The organism is Blautia intestinihominis, assembly GCF_040096655.1.
Lineage (GTDB): Bacteria > Bacillota > Clostridia > Lachnospirales > Lachnospiraceae > Blautia_A > Blautia_A intestinihominis.
This window is the reverse complement of sequence record NZ_JBBMEI010000037.1, coordinates 26,433-37,629: the sequence shown is the minus strand read 5'-3', so window position 1 is coordinate 37,629 and position 11,197 is coordinate 26,433. Positions and strand designations below refer to the sequence as shown.

Below are 11,197 nucleotides of genomic sequence, written 5' to 3'. Positions count from 1 at the left end.
AAAAATCAAGGAATTGATATTCTAAAAATTTTAGTTTTCCAATAATTACAGGGATTCTTTGCGCATTTACAGGTTTTCATATAATTTATTTGAAGTAGCACAATAGGTTAATTTATTGACTTGCTTGTAGGCAAGTACAATTCTAACCATCCATTTTTTTCGAATTTATGTACTCTGTTGCTACTTTCTTTTAACGTAGTCATCCAAAACTCCTAACTTCTGTTGACTTCCTGATCACTTACTCATCTCCCAGTCATTTTCCTCTCCGATTTCTGTAGACCTTTAAATAACTTACTTCCTGTCAAGTCATTCAGACCTCTAAATTTTGTGGGCCTTTAGGCGATTTACTTTCCGTAAGGTCATTCTGCCTCCCGATTTCCATGAACCTTCAACTCGCTTGCTTCCTGCCTAATCATCCAGCCAGCTTTCCCTCGCACACAATCACTTACTTTGCGCGGTCAGGTGGAGGACACACCAGGAAAGCGACCACACCATTACCTCTGAACAGTACCTTAAAGCCTTTATAATTAAACAAATTCACAATTTTGTATAAAAGAAGGTACTGCAGAATCATCATATTTGATGACTTTACAGTACCTTCTTTTTTCTCATAAGTATGTGTTCATTTTGGAAGAACCAAATCTATTCAGAACTGAATAAAAAATACCTGATATGACGCGAGTCACTACTGCCACTCCCCAAAACACCGCAGTATATAACATCAAAAGAATTCCATTTGCCGGATTTGGATCTGCTTCCAATATTTCTCCCATCGGTATGACCAAACCTGCATAACCTGCCAGGATATAGCAGATAAGATAAATAAAGCAGGCACAAAAACTGATCATCCAGGAAGTTATCCAGTTTTTTCTGTTTATAGCAGAAGCGCACAATATGCTGACTCCCATCAAGAATATTCCAGCCAGCAGAAAAAACTCCACTACATAAATTGACTTTACATAGAAAAGAACACCAATCATCCACAGATATATTTTCGCTCTCAAAAGCCCGTCCAAAACAGAAATATAATTATTTTCTTTCATATTCTTAAAAATAATCCGATATGTACGGTGTCTGCTGCTCGATCGCGTCTTCGAGCATGTCGATGGTCCACTCGGCAGCTTTGATCCTGCCGATCCTTGCGAGGTATTCGGGGCGTTTGTAGCCCATCAGCATGGTAGCCATGGTTTGAATGCTGATCTCGTCCTGGCAGGGTTCCATAGTGCGGACTGCCTGGCCTTTGCCTTCTCTGGAGATGGTCAGACAGAAATTTCCCTGGTTGCACTCCATGACCGGGTCGATCAGTTTAAATTTCCATTCACGGTCGAGGACGCTTGGCTTGAACGGATACTTCTCGATGAAGGACACAAAATCCACGATTCTTCCCATATAGTATGGCGAGATCACTTCCTTGATGCTTGCATCTTCCAGAAGAAATGCCAGAGGTTCATCCGTGTAAGTATCGCCCTCCACCTGATTAATCATGGAAAAATGTGCCGCCACGAAGTTCCATAATCCGGTTCTTGCCTCTTCATTATTAAAGATCATGTCTTTAATATGAAAAACTTCCTTCGCGATCCAGTAGATCACATATCCGTCCGGTTCATTGTTCTCATTATAATAAACGGCCGCCATGATATCGTCGGAGTCCCACAGCCAATATTCATTCCACGCCAGATCATCACGGAGGATTGCTCCATGTGTCCGCATGGCATAACGGTTATAGGCTTCCTTCAGTTCTTCGCCCTCGGTATCGACACGGCGTACATCACCCGGGACCTGATGGTTCTTCGGAAGCTGATAGTCTTTGATCTCGTAGGAGATTTTGTCTGAGATGATCTCCCATCCCTTGCGGCGGTAATATGGAATGGAATATGGATACAGATAACAGATGTCCTGTCCTCGCTCCTTCATGTTCTTGAGTGCCTGCTCAAGAAGTTTGTGCATCAGTCCCATGTTGGAGTATTCCGGATAAGTTCCTACTCCGGTCAGACCGCCCATGGCGTAAGTCCTGCCAAAGATACGTGTCTGCATAGGATAAACTGCCACCTGTGAAACAAGATTATCGTCATCAAACCATCCGATCACATCTGCCTTTTCCATGGTTGGAAATTTGGCGCGGATGATCTCACGTTCCTGCCATCCGATGGAACTCAGCTCCTGTTCCGTAACCTGGAACACATAGCGGAGAAGGGCATTGTACTGTTCCATATATTCGCTGCCTACGGGTTTCATTTTCAGGTTTTTCTTGTTATTCATGATTCCTTTCCCTTTTTCACCAATAAGTCCCATCCCTCATAAGAGAGATGGGACTACGTTTACTTAATGTTTACGAAGTGCACTAACCTCGATCAAACTTAAAACTCAGGCTCGATCAAACCGTAAGTATTGCCTTTACGTTTGTAAACCACATTCACCTGATCTGTCTCTGCATTGTAGAATACAAAGAAGTTGTGTCCCAGAAGTTCCATCTGTACACATGCATCCTCCGGATACATTGGCTTGATGCCGAATTTCTTGGTACGGATGATCTTAACCTCATCCTCTTCCTCGTAATCCTTGTCAATGTATTCCTTCTGGAAGTTTGCTGCAGCCTGCTGTTTGTCTACGATTTTATTTTTGTATTTACGAAGCTGACGCTCGATAACTTCTTCTACCAGGTCAATGGATACGTACATATCGTTGCTTACCTGTTCGGATCTGATAATATTTCCTTTTACCGGGATTGTAACCTCAATTTTCTGTCTTTCTTTCTCAACACTTAAAGTTACGATAACTTCTGTGTCAGGAGTAAAATAACGCTCCAGTTTGCCGAGCTTGTCCTCAACGGCTGTTCTGAGTCCTTGGGATACTGTGATGTTCTTTCCACTAATAATAAATTTCATAGTCCCATCCCCTTTGCTGTTTATTTTGGATGATATATATTCAACCTTCTGGTTGTCTATGTGACCATTATAACACATTCATTCGAATTTTAACACAACTTTACAAAATTTTTATAAAAAATCTGATAAATTTTTTCGGTATTTTCTATTCCACACCTGTGATACACATTTGAAGACTGCGTTTTTCTTCATGTTCCTCACTCCGTGGTTCCACAAGCTGTGCCAAAGCCTTGCCTGCCTCTACACAATACAGACCAATTCCGCTGTTCTGTGGTGCATCACTGGTGATCTCAAGCTGATAAGTTCTTCCACTTTCCACATCTACAGAATGTTTCAGGAAAGAATACAGCGCAGTGTTTTCTTTGAGACCGTAAGTATCCCCTTCACTCTCATAGACCACTTCCCCGGACTCTTTGTCACGGAGCACGACTTTGAGGCTGTAAAGGTCAAGGTCTGTCTCTGTATATACACGGATCTTGATGTCAGAGATTTTATTTCCGGAAACGGTGAACTCCTGAATGATCGGATGATCCCGCTCCAGCATCACGACGTTTTCCATCTCCATATTCTGGCGGCTGTTGTCAAAGAAGACTGTTTTGCCCTGCAGAACGCCCATCGCACAGACAGACATCGGAAGCACAAACGCCGCTACGCCAAAGAGAAACGCCGCGCGGATCTGCCATACCAGACCTCTGGAAATGATACTGCCTTTCTTCTTATGATAACGCGGATGTCCAAAGACAACATAAAGCAAAAGCACGATCCACATCGCTGTACAGAGAAGTTCCTGGTCATGAAATCTGTAAACATCCCACATACGCACGGCAAAGTTCCTGTCCTTAAGAATATATTTCAGGATTCCGCCATTCAGAACTCTCTCATCTACCATACTCTGGCTGCAGAAAATATACATCGCCAGCATAAAGATGTTTGTGATCATCAGAAGCAGATTTCCATTCTCATTCATAAAGATATTCAGTACGAGGAACGGAGCCATCAAAAGCACCCACTGCGGATTCCATGTCGAAAATCCAAACACAGAAAAGCTCACTGCCACACAGAAAAAGACTGCCCAGGAAGCCAGAGTTTCTTCTTCCTCCACTTTTTTCTGATAAGCCCAGACCAGTACAAAGGCGGCAACTGCTGCCATCAGATTGATCCCACTGAAAAATCCCACTGTAAACGGCTTTTTGACATATTCAAGGGCACTGAAGCCAAACACATTTCTGCGGAATGCTTCTGATCCGATGTTCGGCAGGATCTCCACCATAAGCGGAATCGCCATGATGACCGCATAACGGATCAGATTTCGGATCTTTTTCTCCTTTAATAAAAGTAATGTAAGGAAATACAATGCTGCATGATATTTGAAAGTACAAGCCATTCCAAATGCCAGCGCAAACTGCCACATCCTGTTCTTCAGGAAAAAGTACAGCCCCAGCACCATAAAAAATACAGTAAAAATATCATACTGGCTGAAGATAAACTGGCTGAACACCCCCATCGGAAATACCAGAAATGCAAATTTACAGAGGAGAGATTTTTTCTCCCCGAATCCCATTTCTTTACCGATATGATAAATAAGCTGTGCGGTGATAAAATAGACGATCACCGGCAGAAGTTTGTACCACATCAGATTGACAAAACTATTTGTCAGAATCGCCTCCGGCGCATGCCCTGTCAGATAAAGCGGCAGGTTCCAGATTGCATAGGCGATAAACGTACTCGGCAGATAATTTGCCCAGTAGCCGCCGGACTGCTCATAACTTGCCTGATAAAAATCAGAAAAATGTTTATACATCAGGAAAGATCTGTTTCCTGTAAGCTTCACATCTGAATGCACACAGGTAAAAAAGAGCACTGTCAGGATCAGGATAGACACGATCCAGTCCACTTTGCACAGTTCATTGCCGTTCCAGAGCTTCATTTCTTTCCACTCTGCTCTTTTGCGGTTCAGAAAACTCTGTTTTTTTGCTGCTTTTTCTTTCATACCTTTTTGCGCTCCTCTACCTCATCCTCTTCATCTTCGTCAAAATTCAAGCGTTCTTCTTCCACGACAAGCGGTCGGTCAAGCACACGGCTGTTGATACTCAGTACATACTCACCAAGGAATCCAATAAAGAACAGCTGCAGTGCTCCAAGAAAGAACATACCGATGACCATAGGAGCAACACCGGCAGAAAAACGATCCCAGTACATCAGTTTCAACACCAGATAGACAAGTGCTGCAACCAGGCTTAAACCGCCGATGATAAATCCTGCAAATGTCGCCAGTCGCATAACAACTTTGGAATAAGAAGTAATTCCGATCATCGCATAATCGTACAGACTGTAAAAATTATTTTTACTCTTTCCGGCACGGCGTTTCGGCTGTGTATACTCGATCGCCTTGTAATCAAAGCCAAGCTCCGCAATGATCCCACGTAAATATGGCAGTGGATCATGAAGGTCACGAACCACATCTACAAACTTTTTATCGTAAAGTCCGAAACCGGTAAACTGCTCGATATGATCGATATCCGTGATCTTGTTGATCACCTTGTAATAGCAGGAACGGATCCAGTACATGCCCTTGCGCTCCTTGCTGGCACTTTTGACACCGATGACGATCTTTGTTCCCTGTTCCCATTCACGCACAAATTTCGGGATCATATCTACCGGATCCTGGAAATCTGCACACATACGCACAACACAGTCTCCATACGCCTGTTTCATTCCATAGACCGGAGAACGTGCCTGTCCGAAATTCTTGGCGTTGAAGATTGCTTTGATCTTTTTATTATTGGCACACAGTCCACGAAGCAGTGCCTGGGTGTTATCCTTGGAATGGTTGTCGATAAACAGGATCTCATAATCGTATTCCCTGAGATCGCGTTCCATGACTTCCGACACCGCTTTTGCAAGAGGCACTACATTCGCCTCTTCATTGTAGGTGGGAATTACCACCGAAATTTTTTTCTTCATTCTTATCTATACTCCTGTTTCCTGGCTTCTGATCCAGGCGATTGTTTCTCTGATTCCCTCTTCAAATGTATATTCCGGCACAAACCCGGTGTCACGCTGCAGAGATTCCGTATCCGCACAGAGATTCATAACCGCACCCTGTGGATATGGTCTTGCACCGATTCCTGTTTCCTCTGCCCCGGTGAGTTCTGCCATTTTGAGGATATATTCTTTGAGTGGATGAGCTTCGCCGCTTCCGATACAATATACAGCACCGTCTCTGCCTTTCTCACCGATCAGATAATAAGCTCGTCCCGCATCTTTGCTGTAAAGATAGTCCCAGCGCTGCATTGCCGGAGTGAACTCTGTCGGTTCGCCTCGAAGCATCTTGCGGAGCCCGGAAGCGATCATCGTTGTTTCTTTCTCATAAATTCCGTAAACACTGAAAATCCTCGGCCAGATACATTCCATGCCAAGCTCCCGGCAGAGCATCCCCGCCAGATGACCGGATGCCAACTTGCTCGCTCCATAAGGTGTCGAAGGATTTGTCGGACTGTCCGGTGAAATCTTGTCAATGTTCATTGGTCCATATTCCGCCTGAGAACCAGCCCCAATAAAACGTTTACAGCCAAGTGCATTTGCCGCTCTCACCGCATCCAATGTATAGCTGATATTTCTGCTCTGCAGTTCTGTACTTCTGTTTCGATTCTCACCCGTATTTCCCCAGGCAATATGGTAAAAGGTATCGCAGCCCGCCGGGATCAGCTCTGGAAGGTGATCCAGAGTTTCCAAACTACAGTCTATCAGATGTATCAGACTGCTGTCCGGCAGACGGCTCTGCTTCCCGGAAGAAGACCTTATGACTGCATAGACCTCTACGTTCTGTTTTACACATTCTTCGATCAGAGCCGTACCGATCATGCTGGTGGCTCCTGTCACAATGATTTTTTTCATAATTTTCTCCATATACCGCCGGATATCCTTACTGTCTCATCTTTTCCGGAAGAGGAATGAACATGTTGGATTCCAGCTCTTCCCTGTCAAGGAACGGATACATATCTTCAAGCGGCGCGGACACCATACTTCCATCCGGAAGTTTCTTCGCAGAAGTCTTTGGTTCCGTCTTCTGATATTTCGTCACAAAAACCTCGCAGACAAAAGCTCCCTCTGCATCCAATGCCTCACTGATCGCTGCTTCAAGATCTTCGGATGCATGAACTGCTCTATACGGAAATCCATAAGCAGGCATGATCCTGGAAAGATCCGGAAAACTCAAGTCTCCGCTCTCCTCACCCACACCGACCAGCGGCGGCTTGAAATAGCTCTGCTGTGTCTGACGGATGGAATGATAACCCTGGTTGTTGATCACAAACAGTTTCACCGGCAAACGGTTCTGAAGGATCGTCTGCATCTCCTGAATATTCATCTGCAGACTGCCCTCACCTGTCACACAGACAACAGCTTTGCCTGGCTGTGCGACTGCAATTCCTGTTGCCGCCGGAAGGCAGAATCCCATCGAAGCTGTGTTTGGATTTGTGATAAAGCGCTGTCCTTTTTTGACCTGGAACGCCTGACTTCCTGCCACTCGGGAAGTTCCCACGCTGACCATGAGAGTTTCGTTTTCCTTCATGGCTTTGGAGAGCTCTCCGTAAAAAGCATAGATATTTGTGCATCCTTCTTCCAGTGTTTCATAATGCTTCTCAGTCACAACCGGATACTTTTTTTTCCAGAGGAGACACTGTTTTCTCCAGTCTTCTCCCTTAAACAACGGGTATTCTTTATCTGCACCGCGCTTCTTCGCCTCAGCGAGAAGTCCACGGATCAGTTCACCTGCATCTCCGACAACCGGAAGGCTGACATGAAGGTTCGGTTTCTTTAATTCATTTTCATCAATATCATTGAGGATCGTATAGCTTTCTCTCGCCCAGTCCTGATACTGGAAACCAGTCTGTGCAAATCCCTGACGGTTTCCAATGGAAAGCAGCACATCACTGTTCTGCAGGGCAAAATTTCCCGGGCGCGTTCCTGTTCCGCCGCTTCTTCCCACGAAGTACGGATGATCGGATTCCAGCGCATCCACACTGCTCATTCCGGTCACGACCGGCACACCAAGTACATCGACCAGTTCATGGAACTCCTCGATCGCGCCTGCAAGACGTACACCATTTCCCGGTGATAATACCGGGCGGTGGCTTTCCTCTATTTTATCAAGGATCTTCTCTATTGTTTCCTGCTGGATCTCCTGTGGTCTCTGTTCCGGATTTTCTGCAGGATCATAAGCTCGGAGACTCTCTGTCTCTATGATCGCGCCCTGCACATCCAGTGGAAGATCCAGCCAGACTGGTCCTGGTCTTCCTGTTGCTGCCATGTAGAGTGCTTTTTCCAGATGATAACGGATGTCTTCCGGATGAATGACCATATGTGCATATTTGGTGATAGAAGCGACTACAGGAACAATATTACACTCCTGAACGCCCATGCTGCGAAGCGGAAGTCCGCTCGCCGGAACTGTCGTGGCATATCTCGCCTGCCCGGAAAAAACAAGCATCGGAATAGAGTCCATCCAGGCACCCAAGACACCTGTGATCGCATTTGTCGCGCCAGGTCCTGTCGTCACGCAGACAGCTGCCATACGGTTATCCATCCTCGCATACGCTTCTGCTGCCATCGCACACGCCTGCTCATGATGCTGATAAGTGCAGTGCAACTTCGGATGATGTCCAAAAGAATCGTTCATATGCATCGCACCGCCGCCAGTCACGGTAAACACATCCCGGATGCCCCACTGTGCAATACGATCAGCTATATAATCAGATACTTTCTGCTTCATTCTGCCTACTTCCTTCCATCCCATTTGTTTTCACATACCATAAATTTACCGGATGCCTGGATCGGGATCTCATCGACATAAGTAACTTTGATCTCTGCATCTTCCCCGAGATAATGGCGGTATGCTGCCAGAACTTCATCGATATCAAGTTTTTCCTGATCCGCATTCACAAGAAGCTCATAATCCTTCTCGCCCCACTGGATGCATTTTGCCTGGTAAACAATACCCTCAAATTTCAGAAGTGTATTCATAAATACATGGATAGAAAGCGGTTCGCCCTTGGTGTTGTACATCAGAGAACCTCTTCTGCCGTAGATCTCTACATATTTACCATGCACCCTGCCCTTAGGATCCTTATACATTCTCATGATTCCCGTATCACCGGTATCATAGCGGACCATCGGGAAAGTCTTGTTATAATAGTCTGTGACAACGATTCTTCCAAGTTCCCCTTCTTCTGCCGGTTCATCAGAATCCAGTTTCAGGATCTCCGGATAAAAATTGTAAAGATCAATGGTATATTCCGGATCCTCATCCAGCTGGATCGCAATAAAACCATTCTCATTATTTCCATAAGAACGCACCGGAGAAAATCCAAACAGCTCTTTTGTCAGGTCATAAGTTTCCTGTGGAAGCGCCTCTCCCATAGAGAAAACCAGCTCCACATCCCATTTACTGATGTCTCTGTGCGTTTTTCTGAGATACTGTGTCAGTGCTGTCAGTGCACTGGAATATGTGACCAGTACCTGGATCTTCTTTTTCTCGATATCCTGGCAGATTTTTTCCAGAGAATCGTCTCCCATGTTGGAGATATCCACCATGATCAGATTATTTTTGAAAGATTTCCACTTACTGATCGTATTTTTTCCCTTTATCCACGCACGGAACTCGCCGCGCTTCATTCCCATACGGAAACCGTTCAGTTCCATACAGGAGATAAAGTTCATATTTACACGGCTCATCTTGTCGCCATCGCAGAGTACCGTAAACGGTGTTCCTGTAGAACCACTTGTACTCAGACGGTACAGCTTTCCCTGTTCCTCGCTGTTGTCCACAAGGACCTGGTCATAATTTTCTATAAAATCACCTTTGGTCATTACCGGAAAATCCTTAAGTTCTGTCCATTCCGGATGATCTTTATAATAAGGAGAGTGTTCTTTGACATAATCCAGAAGAACATGGATCCTGCGATCCATATATTCCTCTGTCACACCCTCAACGATCTCTCGTTTGTTTACTTCTTTTAATTTTTTGAGCCTGCCGCCTTTTGCAGCGTCGAGAAGATCAAATACCACTCTTCTCAGAACTTCACCTGTCTGCATTGCTGCCTCCTTTATCTTTTCCTGCCTTTACCAGTCCCAGAATGATGACTGCTGCCACTCTGAGGCTGTTCGCCCCAAGGGACGCCCAGGCAAAACCAATCATACCATATGCTCTTGCTGCCAGCACAGAAGTCACCAGCAGAACCGCAAAATGTGCAAGCTGGATCCACAGCTGCCATTTTTCATCTGTAAATGTAAGTACCAGAATAAACAGAAATGCGGAAAATAGCCCAAGGATCTGCGCGAGATTTACCACTGTGACAAGCCCTTTGACAGAATCATAGAGGTTTCTGTAGAAAAGCCATACAAACAGCGGCGTTCCCACCTGACATGCAAGAAAGAACACAAGGCTCACACCGCCGCCCGCAAGAACTGCCTTTCCAAACTGTGAACGTGTCAGCAGTTCTTTGCGTTTCGTCAGATAGGAGATCACGATCGTATTGATCGGTGCGATCAGAAGCACCAACGTCTTTCCGATCAGAGACACAACATAATACCAGGTGACCTGCTCATTTCCAAGCACCTGTTTGATCACAAGGCGGTCCATATTCATGGTCGTATTTGTGATCAGATAAGACATTGTAAGGAAAAAACCTCTTCCCAGTGCTGTCGAAAAATACTGGCTTCTCTGAAAGAACTGATGAAAAACACTTCCCGTCAGTCCTACAAACAGAAGAGCCGCGCCCTCTCCGATCAGATAGATCCATACCCACTGACCAGTCACGTAATAAACGCCAAAACCCGCAAGATATCCGAGCCCGATCAGCAGATAATAAATAAAATATCTCTTATAATTCAGGTTAAGACGATATTCCACATCTCCATAATACCGGAATACAGTAAACATAAACAGCAGAAAAGCACCGATTGCCATAGGAATGCTTTCCAGACTGTTCCTCGACATCCAGAGTGCCACGCCGCTGCCGATCGCGCCGAACACAAGAAGGATCCAGTCATAATCGCCGTTCGTTACCGCATAATTCCTGCGTACTACAAGGCGGCTGGTGTTCAGTGCCTGACCGACAGACGGACACACGATCGCGATAAGACCTGTGATATAAAGAAGTCCGCCGAGCTGTTCCGCGCCCATCACTCTGTTCAAGAGCGGTGTGATCACGATCTGCAGCACCGCATTCATAAAGATCAGTCCACCCATGGTGTACAGGGTGTTTACTGCAATACTTTTTTTCTGTTCCTTTTTTTCCAATCTTATTCCT

At 45.3% G+C, this 11,197-nt stretch carries 9 protein-coding genes; all 9 read right to left on the bottom strand.

Annotation, left to right across the window (positions count from 1 at the left end; translation table 11 throughout):
• Positions 1-608: 608 nt before the first annotated feature.
• Complete coding sequence (locus tag WMO75_RS12025; RefSeq protein ID WP_296054336.1) at positions 609-1,043, bottom strand: hypothetical protein; 435 nt, start codon at positions 1,041-1,043, stop codon at positions 609-611.
• Between the two features lie 4 nt (positions 1,044-1,047).
• A complete protein-coding gene (locus WMO75_RS12020) occupies positions 1,048-2,259 on the bottom strand; it encodes a GNAT family N-acetyltransferase (protein ID WP_349078095.1) in 1,212 nt (403 codons plus the stop codon).
• A gap of 98 nt (positions 2,260-2,357) precedes the next feature.
• The gene (gene hpf, locus WMO75_RS12015) at positions 2,358-2,885 is read right to left on the bottom strand and encodes a ribosome hibernation-promoting factor, HPF/YfiA family (RefSeq protein WP_022214434.1); all 528 of its coding nucleotides are present in this window, start codon (positions 2,883-2,885) and stop codon (positions 2,358-2,360) included.
• 145 nt (positions 2,886-3,030) lie between these two features.
• On the bottom strand, positions 3,031-4,875 hold the full coding sequence (locus WMO75_RS12010; RefSeq protein ID WP_022214433.1) for a glycosyltransferase 87 family protein: 1,845 nt from the start codon (positions 4,873-4,875) through the stop codon (positions 3,031-3,033).
• Positions 4,872-5,849 carry a glycosyltransferase family 2 protein gene (locus WMO75_RS12005; RefSeq protein ID WP_299319350.1) on the bottom strand — a complete coding sequence of 326 codons (978 nt, stop codon included), beginning with the start codon at positions 5,847-5,849 and terminating at the stop codon, positions 4,872-4,874. Before WMO75_RS12005 ends, WMO75_RS12010 begins: the two co-directional genes overlap by 4 nt.
• Before the next feature lie 6 nt (positions 5,850-5,855).
• Positions 5,856-6,782, bottom strand: a complete 927-nt coding sequence (locus WMO75_RS12000) for an NAD-dependent epimerase/dehydratase family protein (RefSeq protein WP_349078094.1) — start codon at positions 6,780-6,782, stop codon at positions 5,856-5,858.
• 28 nt (positions 6,783-6,810) lie between these two features.
• Entirely contained in the window at positions 6,811-8,658 is a 1,848-nt protein-coding gene (locus WMO75_RS11995; RefSeq protein WP_349078093.1) for a thiamine pyrophosphate-binding protein, read from the bottom strand.
• A 5-nt stretch (positions 8,659-8,663) separates the two neighbouring features.
• Entirely contained in the window at positions 8,664-9,980 is a 1,317-nt protein-coding gene (locus WMO75_RS11990; protein WP_022214429.1) for a phenylacetate--CoA ligase family protein, read from the bottom strand.
• Complete coding sequence (locus WMO75_RS11985; RefSeq protein WP_118252192.1) at positions 9,967-11,187, bottom strand: lipopolysaccharide biosynthesis protein; 1,221 nt, start codon at positions 11,185-11,187, stop codon at positions 9,967-9,969. Before WMO75_RS11985 ends, WMO75_RS11990 begins: the two co-directional genes overlap by 14 nt.
• Positions 11,188-11,197: the final 10 nt, after the last annotated feature.

What these genes read in the sequence shown, in the direction of transcription:
- WMO75_RS12025 (WP_296054336.1), bottom strand. Translation starts at nt 1,043, where the DNA reads ATGAAAGAAAATAATTATATTTCTGTTTTGGACGGGCTTTTGAGAGCG.
- WMO75_RS12010 (WP_022214433.1), bottom strand. Translation starts at nt 4,875, where the DNA reads ATGAAAGAAAAAGCAGCAAAAAAACAGAGTTTTCTGAACCGCAAAAGA.
- WMO75_RS12000 (WP_349078094.1), bottom strand. Translation starts at nt 6,782, where the DNA reads ATGAAAAAAATCATTGTGACAGGAGCCACCAGCATGATCGGTACGGCT.
- WMO75_RS12020 (WP_349078095.1), bottom strand. Translation starts at nt 2,259, where the DNA reads ATGAATAACAAGAAAAACCTGAAAATGAAACCCGTAGGCAGCGAATAT.
- WMO75_RS12005 (WP_299319350.1), bottom strand. Translation starts at nt 5,849, where the DNA reads ATGAAGAAAAAAATTTCGGTGGTAATTCCCACCTACAATGAAGAGGCG.
- WMO75_RS11995 (WP_349078093.1), bottom strand. Translation starts at nt 8,658, where the DNA reads ATGAAGCAGAAAGTATCTGATTATATAGCTGATCGTATTGCACAGTGG.
- hpf (WP_022214434.1), bottom strand. Translation starts at nt 2,885, where the DNA reads ATGAAATTTATTATTAGTGGAAAGAACATCACAGTATCCCAAGGACTC.
- WMO75_RS11990 (WP_022214429.1), bottom strand. Translation starts at nt 9,980, where the DNA reads ATGCAGACAGGTGAAGTTCTGAGAAGAGTGGTATTTGATCTTCTCGAC.